The sequence below is a fragment of the Serratia sp. TSA_7 genome, from assembly GCF_052692135.1.
Map to the genome: position 1 here is coordinate 1 of NZ_JBQZFU010000013.1, position 14,637 is coordinate 14,637.

16 protein-coding genes and 1 pseudogene are annotated in these 14,637 nt (G+C 51.2%); 9 read left to right on the top strand and 8 right to left on the bottom strand.

Annotation, left to right across the window (positions count from 1 at the left end; genetic code table 11):
- From ACUTQW_RS23870 to ACUTQW_RS23880, 3 genes are all read left to right on the top strand, one after another.
- Positions 1-1,653, top strand: a 1,653-nt coding sequence (locus tag ACUTQW_RS23870) for a VENN motif pre-toxin domain-containing protein (protein WP_445654992.1), incomplete at its 5' end; no start/stop codon positions are given.
- Positions 1,654-1,658: 5 nt separating this feature from the next.
- Positions 1,659-2,003, top strand: coding sequence for a hypothetical protein (locus tag ACUTQW_RS23875; RefSeq protein WP_020439820.1), 345 nt, complete (start codon positions 1,659-1,661; stop codon positions 2,001-2,003).
- A 237-nt stretch (positions 2,004-2,240) separates the two neighbouring features.
- Positions 2,241-2,624: a hypothetical protein gene (locus ACUTQW_RS23880; protein WP_144080251.1), complete on the top strand. Its 384-nt coding sequence runs from the start codon at positions 2,241-2,243 to the stop codon at positions 2,622-2,624.
- A 60-nt stretch (positions 2,625-2,684) separates the two neighbouring features.
- Here ACUTQW_RS23880 and ACUTQW_RS23885 read toward each other — a convergent pair.
- Positions 2,685-2,989 (bottom strand): annotated as a pseudogene (locus tag ACUTQW_RS23885) (hypothetical protein).
- Between the two features lie 275 nt (positions 2,990-3,264).
- On the opposite strand from ACUTQW_RS23885, the gene ACUTQW_RS23890 reads away from it, so the two are divergent.
- The 6 genes from ACUTQW_RS23890 (at position 3,265) to ACUTQW_RS23915 (ending at position 7,001) form a co-directional block, all read left to right on the top strand.
- On the top strand, positions 3,265-3,447 hold the full coding sequence (locus ACUTQW_RS23890) for a hypothetical protein (protein ID WP_232808086.1): 183 nt from the start codon (positions 3,265-3,267) through the stop codon (positions 3,445-3,447).
- Between the two features lie 17 nt (positions 3,448-3,464).
- Positions 3,465-3,632 (top strand): DUF596 domain-containing protein, encoded by a 168-nt coding sequence (locus ACUTQW_RS23895; RefSeq protein ID WP_232808085.1) that lies wholly within the window; start codon positions 3,465-3,467, stop codon positions 3,630-3,632.
- A 218-nt stretch (positions 3,633-3,850) separates the two neighbouring features.
- Positions 3,851-5,305 (top strand): VENN motif pre-toxin domain-containing protein, encoded by a 1,455-nt coding sequence (locus ACUTQW_RS23900; RefSeq protein WP_006328110.1) that lies wholly within the window; start codon positions 3,851-3,853, stop codon positions 5,303-5,305.
- Complete coding sequence (locus ACUTQW_RS23905; protein ID WP_020439818.1) at positions 5,302-5,553, top strand: hypothetical protein; 252 nt, start codon at positions 5,302-5,304, stop codon at positions 5,551-5,553. Before ACUTQW_RS23900 ends, ACUTQW_RS23905 begins: the two co-directional genes overlap by 4 nt.
- A gap of 119 nt (positions 5,554-5,672) precedes the next feature.
- On the top strand, positions 5,673-6,242 hold the full coding sequence (locus ACUTQW_RS23910; protein WP_020439817.1) for a hypothetical protein: 570 nt from the start codon (positions 5,673-5,675) through the stop codon (positions 6,240-6,242).
- A gap of 183 nt (positions 6,243-6,425) precedes the next feature.
- Positions 6,426-7,001: an Ail/Lom family outer membrane beta-barrel protein gene (locus tag ACUTQW_RS23915; protein WP_004948194.1), complete on the top strand. Its 576-nt coding sequence runs from the start codon at positions 6,426-6,428 to the stop codon at positions 6,999-7,001.
- 85 nt (positions 7,002-7,086) lie between these two features.
- Here the strand turns inward: ACUTQW_RS23915 and ACUTQW_RS23920 are convergent, their stop codons facing one another.
- From ACUTQW_RS23920 to ACUTQW_RS23950, 7 genes are all read right to left on the bottom strand, one after another.
- The gene (locus ACUTQW_RS23920) at positions 7,087-9,234 is read right to left on the bottom strand and encodes a phosphocholine-specific phospholipase C (protein ID WP_020439816.1); all 2,148 of its coding nucleotides are present in this window, start codon (positions 9,232-9,234) and stop codon (positions 7,087-7,089) included.
- Positions 9,235-9,359: 125 nt separating this feature from the next.
- Positions 9,360-10,202 carry an NADPH-dependent 7-cyano-7-deazaguanine reductase QueF gene (queF, locus tag ACUTQW_RS23925; protein ID WP_006328106.1) on the bottom strand — a complete coding sequence of 281 codons (843 nt, stop codon included), beginning with the start codon at positions 10,200-10,202 and terminating at the stop codon, positions 9,360-9,362.
- Positions 10,180-11,076, bottom strand: coding sequence for a queuosine precursor transporter (locus tag ACUTQW_RS23930; protein WP_006328105.1), 897 nt, complete (start codon positions 11,074-11,076; stop codon positions 10,180-10,182). The genes queF and ACUTQW_RS23930 overlap by 23 nt, the downstream gene beginning before the upstream one ends.
- On the bottom strand, positions 11,077-11,679 hold the full coding sequence (locus ACUTQW_RS23935; RefSeq protein WP_006328104.1) for a helix-turn-helix domain-containing protein: 603 nt from the start codon (positions 11,677-11,679) through the stop codon (positions 11,077-11,079).
- A 568-nt stretch (positions 11,680-12,247) separates the two neighbouring features.
- Positions 12,248-12,562 carry an NIPSNAP family protein gene (locus tag ACUTQW_RS23940; protein WP_004948175.1) on the bottom strand — a complete coding sequence of 105 codons (315 nt, stop codon included), beginning with the start codon at positions 12,560-12,562 and terminating at the stop codon, positions 12,248-12,250.
- Positions 12,563-12,621: 59 nt separating this feature from the next.
- The gene (locus ACUTQW_RS23945) at positions 12,622-13,923 is read right to left on the bottom strand and encodes a cytosine permease (protein ID WP_004948173.1); all 1,302 of its coding nucleotides are present in this window, start codon (positions 13,921-13,923) and stop codon (positions 12,622-12,624) included.
- Positions 13,924-13,943: 20 nt separating this feature from the next.
- Positions 13,944-14,633, bottom strand: coding sequence for a helix-turn-helix transcriptional regulator (locus ACUTQW_RS23950; RefSeq protein WP_004948170.1), 690 nt, complete (start codon positions 14,631-14,633; stop codon positions 13,944-13,946).
- Positions 14,634-14,637 lie beyond the last annotated feature (4 nt).

Below are 14,637 nucleotides of genomic sequence, written 5' to 3' on the forward strand. Positions count from 1 at the left end.
CAGGCGCAGCTGATCGGCGAGATCGGCAATCAGGCGATGGACATAGCGCGGACCGAGGGGGATATCCGCTCCATCAATGCAGGCAAGGCAGAGCTTGAGAAAAACGGGATCAAAGAGCCGGGTAAGGATGCCACGAAAGAGCAGTGGAAAGCCTACAACGAGAAGCTGCACGCGACAGACAGCTACAAAGCGGCGCAGAAGCAGTGGGGCACCGGCAGCAGCGTCCAGCAGGGCATGCAGGCGGCCACGGCGGCGATTCAGGGGCTGGCGGGCAACAATCTTGCGCAGGCGATGGCCGGGGGGCTGAGCCCTTATGCGGCTGGGGTCATCAAGGCGATGACGACCAACGCGGATGGCAGTACCAACGTTGCTGCGAACGCGATGGCGCATGCGGTGTGGGGTGCGGTAGCGGCCAAAGCCAGCGGTAACAGCGCCCTGGCGGGAGCCGCCGGTGCGGCCAGCGGAGAACTGATGGCGCGCTACATTGCGGGTGAGCTTTACCCGGATGTGAAACCTGAAAACCTGACGGAAGACCAAAAACAGACGCTTAGCGCGCTGGGGACGCTGGCGGCAGGACTGGCAGGCGGGCTGGTGGGTGATGGCACCGGGGATGCGGTAGCGGGGGCGCAAAGCGGCAAGAACGCGGTTGAGAACAATTATCTGAGTGATGCCCAAAAAATTCAAAAAGATAAAGAGTTGGCAGAGTGTGGCACGCTGGTCTGTAAAGCGGGTACTCAGGCTAAATGGACTGCGATAGATGCGGGCCAAGATGGTAGCTTTGCGGCGGGGATGGTTGCAGGGGTGCCAGCAGGGCTATATGACACGGTTGAAGGTATCGTGCAAATGGGCTTGAGCCCAGTAGAAACCTATGATGCTTTGAAACAGCTTTTCAACAGTGGAGATGTGCTCGGTAATGTGTCTGATGCGGTAAAACAATCGTATATTGAGCGCATCGACAAGATGGAAGCTGAGTATCAAAAAGCAGGTGCGAGTGGCTCGTTTAACTCGGGTATCGAAGGCGGTAAACTGCTTACTGATATTGCATCTTTAGCTGCTGGCGGTGCCGGGCTAGTGAAAGGTGGGGTGGTAATCACGGAGAAGGTTGCTGCTAAGGTTATTGGGAAAGTTGATAAGATAGTGTTGAAAGATGCATCATTGCTAAAAAATAGTGATGGTATTTATGAGATTAATATCAATGCCACTCCAATTGAAGGGCAAAAGCGCCTCAATACGGTCGATACAATGGGTAATGGTAAACTTAATCCTGCAGAGGCAGCAGCCGCAGCGAGAATGGAGACGGTTTTAGGCTCAATGGAGCGCTTACCTGATTCAGTAGCCGGGCAGAAAAGTGCTGATTTTGTTATTACCAGCGGACCACAGGCTGGAAAAACTGTTGATTTGATGTATACGACGAAAAACCTTTCGCAGAAAGAAATTGATGGCCTAAATAAGTTCTATGAGAAAAATATGACCATTTCTCCAATTGAGGGGAAAATTCCAGCAGGGCAACAACAAATTCTTGACCATTTAGGTAAGGCAGATATTGTTCCTGTGGACTTTAGTGTGCTGACACCGGGTAATCAAAAAGTGTTCTTAGACTTTGTAAAAAAACTACCTGAGTCGCAGCAATCAAAAATTATTATTATGAGGTAAGTATTATGGGGTCTACAGTTTTCTTCGGTTACACTACGGATAAAAGTTTACATGTGACATTGAATCGTGGCGCTTCGGATGCATTAGAGTTACTTATTGATGATGCATTGGAAAAAAAACATCCCAAACTCCATGAGAAAATAATGGAAATGCTTCCGCTTGACCAAATCCATTTCGTCGAGCTAGATGACCATGAGTTTAATATGGTAATTAGAGAGATTCGTCAGTGTATTTCCTCTTGGGATGCACCGACGGAATGGCAATTACGAGAGAAGAAAGTCTGGGAGGAAGAGGCTGAACCATTAGTTGTGTTGGATCCAAGATATAATCAGGAGACGGATTGCGAGTAATAAGCAAGAGAACTATCAGAAAACTGGTCAACTCCTGATAAATGCAAGGTCGGAAGATGCGAAGAAGATCATAGCTAGAACTGAGCTGTTCCCTGAAGGTGATGGTTGCAAATATGAGTTTTACTATGTTGATTTTTTTCAGGAAAGTTAGATTGGTTCGATCCTGATGGGGGAGCTATGAGAGATCTGACTGAACTGCTTACAGTCATTCATGCTCGTTATTTGGGGGGGGATTAAGTGGATATAGAAATTACAAGCCCTATCAATATCACATTGGACGTAATAGAACTTGATGAACATATTCCATCATTGAAGTTTAATTTGGCGATTCAAGTGAATAAATTTAATTATAGCTTGAGCGTAACTTCCCAGCTATGGCTTGAATGTCAATGCTTTGATGAGTTTATCGATAATATACGGAATGAGGATATTGCTCATCTTAAAGATATGAATGGGGGCTTTGAATTGATTTTAAATCCAGTTTTAGGCTGGCTTGAATGGTCATGCGCCAAAGAAGATCTGGATGGGAATGTCACAGTATCAAAAGGCAGAGAAAAATTAACGGACGAGGCAAAATCTGCAATATATGCAGCGTTTAATAATTATCCTAAATGGTGGTGACTGTCAGATCTAAGCTACTAAGACTGAAAGTAACCCCAGCCTTGGCTGGGGTTGTTGCTTCTAAGCCCTAAATCCCCCAACCTCCCGCCGCCGCAACCGGATCACTCCGGGGGCGGTAGCGATCTCCAGTTGTTCAGCCTCAGTGATCCCAGCATCGATCAGCCAGTCGCCACCAATAACCAGCTCACCGTTCTGCCGCACCCAGTCCGCCCCCAGATCCGTGCGGTGCTGGCTGGGTATACTCGGCTCATCCATGAGCCTCGCCCCTGTCGGGGCCGCTGCAAGCAGCGTTCAAATCTGCTCCAGGCAGATTTGTCACACAGTGCTTCCCAGATAGCATCGTCGGTAACGGTAGTGGTCCACAGTTAAGTTTAGGTGCTCCTGTATTTAAAGGAGCTACTGACGCTGATGTTATGACTTACTTTAAGCAACTTTCGGGGTCAGAGAATATGCCATCAGCTAAGGTGGTTCCTGGTAAAGGTACGGTGTATTCGATAAAAGTCACAGAAGGACCTTCTGCTGGTAGCACTTTGGCATTGAGAGACTTTTCAACGTCAGCACAACAAACTGGTGCTAAATGGACCATAGATTTAATGACTCCATCTATAAATGGTGGAAGAAGGGTGGAGATTAAATTTAAATGATTAAAAATATCAATGAGATATATACATCTGTTGCCGAAAGTTCTTATGGATTGTCTTTGGGGGCTATATGGCAACATATCAGTGTTGAATGTTCTGAGTTGCCTGATAACTACTCTTTCAGGAAAAAAATATTTTTTGTTATTTTGGGTAACTTATTGAATGATAAAAAATTAAATTAGCTACGAATGGCGTGTTTTTGACTGCTCCTGTTGAGCAACAAATAAAAATGTTGCAAGAGGCCTGGCCTGCTTACCCATATGAAGATGAGGATGATGATTTAGATGAATATGGAATGTGGTTTTTAGTTAAGGCACCTGTTGGGGTCGTTTGGCTAACACCTGATGGTGGAGAGCTATGGACTTGAAATAATCCCGGCTACCGAGCCGGGATCCTTTTATCAGCCGTTACCAGCTCCATCCGTCACGGCGCTTGAACACCGGCGCATCGCCGATATCGTTCAGCTGGCCCGGAAAATCCTTCGGCCACAGGGCCACCTTCTTGCGGTTGTCGAGAATAACTATCTGAGCAGTAAGCAGATAGATGCATGGTCTGCTGAAATGAAATTCTGTCAGACCAGCGGTGGTGAGCGACGGCCCCCTCGTCATTCGCGATCAGGACAAACAGACGCAGAACGTCAGCGATCTGAGCCGCGACGTCGAGCACGCCAACCAGACGTTAAGCCCGATCTTCGACAAGGAGAAAGAGCAGAAACGGCTGCAACAGGCGCAGCTGATCGGCGAGATCGGCAATCAGGCGATGGACATAGCGCGGACCGAGGGTTCGATCGCCGCGACCAAAGCCGCGAAAGAGAAGATGAATAACGTCACGGACGCCGATCGCCAGGCCGCAGCGGCTAAACTGGCGAAAGAGAAACCGGGTACGGTCATCACCGACGACGATATCAACGCGCAGATTTACCAGACGGCGTATAACCAGGCGTTTAGCGAATCGGGTTATGGTACGGGCGGTAAGGTGCAGCAGGGGATGCAGGCGGCGGTCGCTGCGGTGCAAGGGCTGGCCGGTGGCGACCTGAAAGCGGCGATTGCCGGTGGGGCGGCACCGTATCTGGCGGAACAAATACACCTTCTGGCACCGAATGAGGAAAGCCGTGTCATCGCGCATGCGGTGGTGGCTGGCGCGTTGGCCGAGTTGCAAGGCAAGTCGGCGGCGGCAGGAGCTGCGGGGGCTGCGACTGCGGCATTGGGTACCAAAGCGATTGCCGAGGCCATGTTCGGCACCAGCGACTTCAGCAAAATGAGTGAAGAGCAGCGCCAGACGGTTTCTGCATTGGCTACGCTTGCAGGTGGTTTGGCCGGCGGTCTGGCGAGCGGTGATACGGCGGGGGCGGTAGCTGGCGGGCAATCGGGTAAGAATACCTCCGAGAACAATGACCAGTTTAGCTTGCCGCCAGGGATGATGAGCTACGGTCAGGGAGCCTCTACTTTGGCAGAACAAATGGTGAAAGAGGGTAAAAGCTCGGCAGAAATCAGTTCTGCGTTGAATAAGTATGCGAGAGGAGATTTACCTGAAGGTGCGAATATCGCCAAAGTGATTGTTAATGGCTATAAAGATGGTGTGCTGATAGCAGGGGCTATTTATCTGGGACCTGCGGCATCCATAGGTAAGGTAGCTGTCAGCTCTATATTGAGCGGCGGAGCGAATGCAGCATATCAATGGTACGACATGAATCAACCGGGAAATGAAAACAAAACTTATGATTATTGGGGCACTACAGCGGCGGCAGTAACGGGAGGTTTGGCTCCAGGAAGAGGTATCCCAGCAAATATCGGTATTGCAATGGGAGGCACTCTCTTTACTGATGGAGCTGATCCTGTGTCGGTTGGTGCTGCAGCAGGCGGTGCTCTTGTCGGGGGTGGATTTGGTAAGTATGCGCCTGTAGGCGTTACTAAGATCCTTGGGGACGATAAGGTTCCAGGGTATGTGTATGATTTCATCGGCGGTATGTCGTTCGAGTTTACTAGCGGCTTTATAAAGGATGTTTCAAAGCCTGTTGATGAAAAGGGGAGTAAAAAATGATGGGATCGCTTATTAAATACATCAAGCTATTTATCTATAGTTGGGTATTTTGCATTGCCTTCTTGCTATTAATTGGTGCGGTTATTTCAACTGTGTCATTTTTCACTAGTGGGGAGTTTAAATTTCCTTTTGATCAGGTCTTAAGAGCTGTGTTTTTCGGCTTTGTCGGCGGAAGTGCAATATCGTTGGCGGCTATTTTATTTAAGCTTTTAGATTGGTATCGGTCGTGTAAAGACAAAAAGGTATAATGATTAAGGTGTTGTGTTGGTTTTTTTAATTCTTAGTCGGGCTGAATGCCGTGTTTTGAATGGTGATTTTATTCAGCCCAACTTAAAATGAATTTTTAGTTTAAATATTGAGATTAATCATGCTTGTAAAACGATTGATAAAAATACTGACTGTTACCCTCTCTGTCGGCGCTGTCTCTGGCTGTTCAGTGAGCTTAACAAAATCTATGGAAGATTATGCGGGTACAGATTCCGCCAGGATCAGAGTGAAAAACTACCTGCCGCCGTTAACGCTGGAGGTTTATGAAAAATCAGGAGAGTGTTACAAACTTGTCGACGCCAGGACGTTAACCGCCGGGGTTAACGTTATCGGTATAAAGTCTACCTACAATAAAAAATTGCCGGGTATGCTGCCGCCGTCGCCTGAAATGCAGGGCATGGATGCGATAGAGTATAAAATCAAAGCGAATCAACATGTCAGCATCACCTATAAAGAAGAGACGTTTAGATCGCAATACAATCAAACTATCGCCACCCGCTCCTCCAGCTTCATTCCTGAGGTCGGTCACGACTATGATATTTACCCAGTCAATGCGTATGTAAGCATTATTGATTTAACCGCGGGTAACCATGCGACAAGATTTTGGGGGAAAGAAGATAAAGAGTGCCATTACAAGACCGGGTTACTGGGCGGCAGAAATTACTATTAATGCGTGATGGTTCGCAACTTACGAGTTCGACTGATTTATTTTTATATCAAGTCAGTTATTATTTGTTCTTGTCTATTAGCTGTTGGGTTTATAAAGTCCAATAAAATATTCATACCATCAATAACTCATGGGCACACATGAGTTAGCACTACGTTTGTTCTACTTACTATTAAGGATGATTCGATGAAGAAGTTAGTTATCGCCAGCATGGTTATTTCCACTCTGGGCCTCAGCGCTGCGGCCCATGCCGGGCAAAGCACCCTCACTGCCGGTTATGCGCAAAGCAAGGTGCAGAATTTCAAAAATATCAACGGCGTTAACCTCAAATACCGTTACGAGTGGGATTCACCGATCAGCGTGATCAGCTCCTTTACTTATATGAGCGGCGATAAGAGCGAATCTTACTATATATATCGCGACAGGATCGATAACCATGCGGAAGTCAAGTATTACTCCTTGTCGGTTGGCCCGGCGTACCGTATTAACCAATATATCAGCGTCTATGGTCTTTTGGGTTTGAATTATAATAAGGTCGATTACACGTCATCCTGGAATAACTACGCCTACAACACTTACGAGTATATGGGCGAAGAGAGAGGCAGCCAGAAGAAAACGTCCTTTATGTACGGCGTCGGTTTCCAGGTAAACCCGATGGAGAATCTGGCGTTTGATGTCGGCTACGAAGGCTCCAGATTGGATGTCAACGGCAGGAACTTCTCGATCAACGGCTTCAATATCGGCGTTGGTTATCGTTTCTGATGAGTTGAACGCTGTCGGCCTCCCCATTGCAGGAGGCCGACAACCGTTACCCCTATTTTTCGATAAACCGCCCGCCACAAATATCTCAGGCTTTGCCCATCAGCGGATCGCTGACGCTATCCCGGCCGGTTTCCAGGCGGCCTGCCAGCCGCCGCTGCCAGCCGAGTGCACTCTCTAGCACCAGATCGTACCAGCCGCCGCTGGACAGGGTATCGAAGGTCTGCCGATGGTTTTCGCCCGGCGGCAGTTCAATGCGCCACGGGCCGTTTTGCGTATAAGGGCAGCGGGCGATAGTGACGGTTACTGCCTGGTCGCCGGGGTTATTGAGCGCCAGTTCCAGGCTGCCGTCATGTGGAACCAAACGCACTTCCGGCTGCGGCCGTTGCAAGGTGCCTCGCAGCTCACGGTGGAAGCCGTTAGGCCCTAGTAGCCAGAGGTGGTACTCGTCCGCCGTTTGCCAGTCATCGCTGACCGCCTTGCCGGCCTCGACGGTGTAACGACGCGGGATCTGGTCCAGATCCCGCTGGTCGTAAACGTGAAACACCGCGCCCTGCTCACCGGTATTCAACAGATTGAGCGTCAGCCGTTTTTGTTCGGGATAGGCGCTGGCTTCGACATGCAACTGGTAAGGCAGCGCCCGGGAAGGGCGCGCCAGCCGCTGCTGATGCGGTAACTGCTGGCTGCCAGGCGGCGGCAACGGCACCTGCGGCAGCTGTTCCTGGTGCATGCGCAGGCGGTCGGCGCCGTGGCGGGTGGTGGTCGGCAGCTTGGGCAAGGTTTCCCCGTTGGGATCGACAAAGTTGAATGCCGAGGTGAGATCGCCGCATACCGCGCGGCGCCAGGCGCTGATGTTAGGTTCATGCACCTGAAAACGTTTTTCCAGAAATTGCAGTACCGAGGTGTGGTCGAATACCTGAGAATTGACCCAGCCGCCGCGGCTCCAGGGCGACAGGATCAGCATCGGCACGCGTGGCCCGGGGCCATAGATGCGGCCATCCGGCGGCGGTTGCTCCTGCGAGCCGGGCGGGGCGACATGCTGGAATATCTCGGTTTCGAAAGGCACCGTAGATTTGCCGGCGAAGCTGCCGTCTTCCCGCAGCGAAGGTGCCGAAGGGGAAGGCATGTGATCGAAGAAACCGTCGTTTTCGTCGTAATTCACCAGCAACACGGTTTTGCTCCATACCTCGGGGTTGTCGGTCAGCGCATTCAGGATCTCCTGGGTAAACCAGCCACCTTGCACCGGGCTGGAAGGCCCGGGGTGCTCCGAGTAGGCCGCCGGGGCGATTATCCAGCTTACCTGCGGCAGTTTGCCTTGCTGCACGTCGGCGCGAAAACCGGCCAGCATCGCTTCCAGATCGTTGCCGTCGGCGGCCGGCAGGGTATTGCCGTTGCCTTTGTACAACGGCGCGCTGTCGTTCAACTCGTCGCGGTAGGGCACAAAGGCGGTGAAGTCTTTCGGCGGTTGCGCCGGGTTGCCCACTTTAACGCTGGCGGCGCGGTACTGGCGAAAGCCCGCCAGCGGGTTATCGGTGAAGTTATCCGGCAGGAATTGGTAAACCTTCCAGCTGACGCCACTCTCCTCCAGCCGTTCCGGATAGGTTTTCCAGTCGTAGCCGACGCCGACCGGGCCGGGACTGTCCCACTCGTTAACCACCACGGCGACGTTGGCCGCCGACGGGCCGTTGGTGCCGGTCCAGTGGAACATGCGGTTGGTGTTGGTGCCCGCGTGGATTGAGCAATGATAGGCGTCGCACAGGGTAAAGGTTTCCGCCAGGGCAAACTGGAACGGCAGCTCGTGACGGCGGTAATAGCCCATCGAGGTCGGCGTTTTATAAGCGGGCCAGGCACTCATGCGGCCGCTGTCCCAGGCCGATTGCTCATCCACCCAGGAATGCGGCGTGCCCTCGACGCGCTGGGCGTTGCCGCGCTTGCTGTCCAGATGGTAAGGCAACACCAGCCGCTCGGCGCCCTGCTGTTGCCAGACGTGGCGGCCTTCCGGCAGAGGAATGGTGATGCGATCGCTAAAGCCGCGCACGCCGGGCAGGGTGCCGAAGTAGTGGTCGAAGGCGCGGTTTTCCTGCATCAGGATCACCACATGCTCGACATCCTTTATCGTGCCGGTGCGGTTATTGGCCGGTATGGCCAGCGCTTTGCGAATCGAGGCGGGTAACAGTGAAAATGCCGATCCGATGGCGGCAGCCTGCAGTAACTGTCTGCGTGAAAAGTGGGGCATGCGTCGTTAACTCCCTTTAGCGGTGTGGTTTGAAGATAGTTGTTAACGACGGTAATGGCCAAAAATAACAAGGAGATGAATGGAGGAAATAATGCCCCCGGGTGAGGGCATTACAGGGCTGGCGTTTATTGTCTGATCAACCGGCCCAGGGTTGGTGCCGTTTCGAAATCACTGCGGAACGGGTTGATGTCCAGACCGCCACGACGGGTGTAGCGAGCGAATACGCTGAGTTTTTCCGGCCGGCAGTGTTGCTTGATGTCGTTGAAAATGCGTTCGACGCACTGCTCGTGGAACTCATTATGCTGGCGGAAGGAGATCAGGTAGCGCAGCAGGCACTCACGATCGATTTTCCGGCCTTGATAATGGATCACCACGCTACCCCAATCCGGCTGGTTGGTGACCAGACAGTTGGATTTCAGCAGATTGGAGGACAACGTCTCCGCCACGATTTCCGCCTGTTCGCTGGCAGCACCGTGCAGATATTCCGGTTTGAAGTCGAAGTCATCCACGGCAATATCCAGGTCGTCAATATTGATGCCCGGCAGGCGGTCGATCTGCGATGAATAACCCTCTAACCCCGGATACAGCTTCACCCCGACTTGACCGTTGGCGGCCTGCGACAGATCTTTTTGCATCGCGGCGCTGACCTGTTCCACGCTGTCGAAGCGGGTCTGGTTAAAGCTGTTGAGATACAGCTTGAATGATTTGGACTCGATCAGGTGGGTTGAGGAATAGGGCAAGGTGAATTCGCCAATGCCGACCACCGGCTTGCCTTTGGCATTGAGCCAGGACAGCTCGAAGGCGGTCCACAGATCAAAGCCGTGGAACGGCAGGTTCTGTTCATCTACGCCGATCAGATCCCGACCTCGTGCGCGCGGCAGGGCTTCGAGCAACTCGGGAGCATACTGGTCCGGGTAATCGGAGTTGGCGCCAAGATGGGTGATTTTATCTTGTTTCTTGATATGCATATTTATTGCTCCTTGCAAGATCGGTATTGATATAGCGGTTAAACAGGCTGCGGGCGGCGTAAATCGGCCCAACACCGACCAGGGCGTAGACTACCTTGATCAGGAACTGTGACAGGATCATGGTTTTGATGATATCCCAGCCCAGGACGTTGTAGAACGCCAGGGTACAGAACACCACGCTGTCGATGGCCGAGGCGACCACGGTGCTGGTGATCACCCGCACAAACAGGTAACGGGAGTTGGTCAGTTCCTTGATTTTGCACAACAGATAGGAATTGACGTTCTCGGAGATCAAATAGGCCGCGGATGAGGCTACCAACACTGCCATGATGCTGTGGACGATGCCGTCATAAGTCTTGCTGAATTCCCACTGCGGAATGCTTGGCACCAGCGTGGTCGCCCAGACGCCCAGCACAAAAATCAGGTTGGCCATAAACGAGATGATAATGGTGCGTCTGGCCAGTCGCAGTCCGTAAAACTCGTTCAGAATATCCACCAGGATAAAGGTGAGGGGGTAAATGAATATTGCCGGAGGCGTGATCAGGTTCAATGCGGGGATTTGAATCGGTTTGACGCCGCACAGGGTTGAGAAAATATAAATCACGCTGAGCGCCACGGTAATGATCAGATAGGCATACCAGGATCGTTCATGACGATCACTGAGCTCATAGGCGGTTTGCTGCTGATTATTGCCGTAAATTTTGCGATAGAGCGCTTGTAACTCATGGCGGCTCAGATCTTCCGAGATGTCGCTGTCGGCCAGTTCATTCAGCCCCATGGTAATGGTTTTACCGGTGGCTAATACCATGACATTGGCTGCCAGAGTGCCATGACGAGTAAAACCCAGCAGTTTGAATTTTTGATTAGATTCCATTTATAGCCTTTCTCCAACGATATAACCCAGAAATCGCACGGTATCCTCCATGCCGTCATCTTCTTTGCCGTTAACCACAAAGAAGCCATTTTTTCCCGAGTGATACAATAAAGGCGAATCGCAAACCAGCACCGGCGGGCGTTTTATAATAATGACCTCGCCTGGGATAAATGAACCTTTTATTTCGGTTTCTATTTTCATTGCTACCATATTTGACTCGTCACCGAAGAAATAAGTCAAAGGGAAGGCTGTAACCAACTGCCCGACCTTCCAGGCCGCCACCGATAAATATCGGGACTGGGGAATGACGGGGATAGCGGAAGGGTTTTTATTCCCCTCGGTGGAAAGTGTTTCGTTGAGCCGCTCCAGTTTTTCCAGATCATAGTCCTCGATCTCTTCGCAGGAAACGCCAAAGAAATCTGAGATCCGGTTAACGGTGGCCTGTTGCACATTGTTGACCCGGCCGTCCAAAATTTTATAAAGGGTAGTGCGCGTCAGGCCGGTGCGGTTAGAGAAGGATGCCTTGGTTTCGCCCCGGGTACGCATCAGATATTCAATATTTTTAATGATGTTGATTTTGCGCTGAGCGTTGGTGGTCTTCATAAGCATTCCTTACAATATTGTCGCGGGCATTACTATATCGTAAGTACCGACATTGTCTATAACGGGCGCATCCATTACGGCGCTAAGCACCTGATTACTCTTTTAAATTAGATGGATTGGCATTAACACATTCACGTTATTGATTTTTTTGTCATGATCAACGAGATGGAAGATGTAAGTAATAACATTAAAATCAATATGTTATGTTTAATTTTCATAAAAGTGGACACAAAAGTGACTTTTATGTCCACTTTTATGTTGACCAGAGTGGTTTGGGTGGGCTAATGTTCGCCCATACTGAAGTGTTTCTTGATGATCAAAACAGTTAAAAAACGGTCATTAACGGCTTCTATAATAAAAAACTCAGAGGGGAGGCGTTTTCCGTTCTCTGAGTAATAAAGGATGTTTTAGCAACTGGCACCAGGGAATTCCAATCTCGTCTCCAGCTTTAAAACCGCAGTTTTAAACCTAGCCTAACTCCAGATACCAGTCGGCTGCCCAGCCGACCGATATCTATTTTATTGCCTCAGGCCATTAAAGCCGAACCCCGCCTTATTTTTCTCTTCGCTCAGTCCTGTCCAGAAAGAACCGGACGCATAAAGCTCCGTTCATAACTGATGATGCTGCGATTGCGTTTTTCCAACTCATAGGCAGCGCAACATTCTGCATCCGCGGCCATTTTTATGCGGTATTCCTCGTAGGCGGCCAGGCTGGGAAAACTGAATAACGCCAGCGCAATGTTATTGGCGCCTTCCGACGGCAAAAAATAGCCGTGGTGCGTGCCGCCCATGCGATTGACCAGGGGGATCCATAAACGGGCGTATTGCTCAAATTCGGCGATTTTATACGGGTCTAAAACATATCTTAGGGTACAGGTGATCATTCGGGGTTCTCCTCACTCCCCGCAAGCGGGGAGTGTTGGTATGATTCGGGCAGACCGGATTACGTCAGTTTTTGTGAGGGCACCGGCTTCTGATAGCGACCTAGCGCCAATTTGGCTACCCAATATAAGAGACTGGCGACCAACAGTGAATTGATTGTTGGCACGCCCCACTCGGTAACCAACCCAACGATGCCGCCCACAATACTGGCGATAATCGCCGCCCAGCCAATGGTTGGCGTTTGGTCGGGCAATTTGCCTGCCTGTCGGCTCTCATCCAGAATTTTGCGGTGGGTGCGCAGCAGATAATAATCCACCAGCATGATGCCGATAATCGGCGGGAACACCACACCCAGCACCGTCAGGAAATCGACGAAGCGGTCCAGGATCCCCAGCACGGAAAGCGTGGTGCCCAGCACGCCGATCACCAGCGTGGTGGCGGTGTACTTGAGCCTTTTGCCGGTCATGCCTTCGACGGCGTTGACGATGCCGAGCGAGGACGAATACAGGTTGAGATCGTTAACCCTCAAGGTGGAGAACACCACGACCAGCAGGCCTGCACCGCCGGCGGCCTGAGACATGATGGTCACCACATCCGCCGTACCGAGCGTTTTGGCGATCAGGATCGCCAGGCCATTGACCACGAACTCACCGGCGACGATGGTGAAAATGGTCACGCCAAACACATGCTTGCCGTTTTTGGAATAGCGGGTCAGATCGGGGGTCATCAGGCTCGCCACGATGGCGCCGCCGACCACGATGGTGATGCCGGCGCTGATGGTCAGCGGCTCTCCCGGCGGCACCAACTGGATGATCTCCTGCAGGTTATGGCCGGAGAGGACGGTGATGGAAATATAGGCCACCAGCATGATGAACATCGGCACCGCAATGCGGGCGGCAATGCGCAATGCCTTGAAGCCAAACGCCACCAGAATCGTCAACAGGGTGCCGGACAGGCCGGCGGCCAGGCCAAAGCCCAGTTTATTGCCCAGGGCGAAATCCAGCGATTTGGCGAAGATGGCGTTTTGTATGCCAAACCAGCCCAGCAGGCTAATGGCCACCACCACCCCGATCAACACCGAGCCCAAGCGACCGAAACCGCACCAGCGGGCCAGCAGGCTGCCGGAGATCCCTTCGCGCATGCCCGCCAGCCCAAGGCCGTAGGTCACTACGCCAAAGATCAGGCTGCCGATGAAAATGGCGATGAACGCATCGAACAGCGTCATGGAGTGGCCGAGCACCGCCCCAAGCATAAACTGGTCCAGCGCGGTCAGCATGCCCATATGCACGATGGCCACGCTTAAAAAGGAGACTCTTTTATCCTGCGGTACCCGCGTTAACGGGTAGTCTTCAATCTTGATCACGATAAGGTATTCCTTGCTGTTCAGATAAACTGGATGCCTTTTGCTATCAGGCGATCGGGAATATAGCTGTCCAGACGCGCATATTTGCAGAACTCCTCGAACTGCTGCTGTGTATGGACGTCAGATTTCTGATAGATGTTATATATTCTATTTTCTATCGTTTTAGTGCTGATGTTATATATTTTGGCGATCTCTTTCACCGACAGCCTTTGCAGCATTAAAAATATAACGTCGAGCTCGGCTTGAGTGAAAATACTGCTGTTCACTTCTGTGGTCAGCACGCTGGGTTTTTGCTGGTTGATGTATTTTAGCGGGGATAGCGTGTTAAGCGGTTTGGCATTCCACATGACCCCGAATACCTGTTTCTTATCATTGTAAATGGGCAGTTTTTCGCTGATAAAGGGTGTCAGGCTGTCTTTTCCGTACCAATAATGCGTTTCTATTACGGCAACCCGATCCCGCGACATTTCTGTCATCTTGTCGTGTTCTATAAAGTCGTCTGCGCAGTCGGCCCAGTCGGCGGGAAACTCGTCGTCCCGTTTTCCGGCGATATCGAAACTCAACGGCGTATTGGTATAGAGGTAGGCGGCATGGTTCATATAGATATGACGGGATTCCAGATCCTTAATGCCCCAGGGATCACTCAAGTGCTCCATCATGGCAATAAGACCCTTCAAATAAAATTCATTATTTTTATCGGGCGAATCCATTCTG

Excerpts from the sequence above, each read along its gene's own strand:
- ACUTQW_RS23875 (WP_020439820.1), top strand. The coding sequence starts at position 1,659 with ATGGGGTCTACAGTTTTCTTCGGTTACACTACGGATAAAAGTTTACAT.
- ACUTQW_RS23890 (WP_232808086.1), top strand. The coding sequence starts at position 3,265 with ATGATTAAAAATATCAATGAGATATATACATCTGTTGCCGAAAGTTCT.
- ACUTQW_RS23905 (WP_020439818.1), top strand. The coding sequence starts at position 5,302 with ATGATGGGATCGCTTATTAAATACATCAAGCTATTTATCTATAGTTGG.
- ACUTQW_RS23910 (WP_020439817.1), top strand. The coding sequence starts at position 5,673 with ATGCTTGTAAAACGATTGATAAAAATACTGACTGTTACCCTCTCTGTC.
- ACUTQW_RS23915 (WP_004948194.1), top strand. The coding sequence starts at position 6,426 with ATGAAGAAGTTAGTTATCGCCAGCATGGTTATTTCCACTCTGGGCCTC.
- ACUTQW_RS23920 (WP_020439816.1), bottom strand. The coding sequence starts at position 9,234 with ATGCCCCACTTTTCACGCAGACAGTTACTGCAGGCTGCCGCCATCGGA.
- queF (WP_006328106.1), bottom strand. The coding sequence starts at position 10,202 with ATGCATATCAAGAAACAAGATAAAATCACCCATCTTGGCGCCAACTCC.
- ACUTQW_RS23930 (WP_006328105.1), bottom strand. The coding sequence starts at position 11,076 with ATGGAATCTAATCAAAAATTCAAACTGCTGGGTTTTACTCGTCATGGC.
- ACUTQW_RS23935 (WP_006328104.1), bottom strand. The coding sequence starts at position 11,679 with ATGAAGACCACCAACGCTCAGCGCAAAATCAACATCATTAAAAATATT.
- ACUTQW_RS23940 (WP_004948175.1), bottom strand. The coding sequence starts at position 12,562 with ATGATCACCTGTACCCTAAGATATGTTTTAGACCCGTATAAAATCGCC.
- ACUTQW_RS23950 (WP_004948170.1), bottom strand. The coding sequence starts at position 14,633 with ATGGATTCGCCCGATAAAAATAATGAATTTTATTTGAAGGGTCTTATT.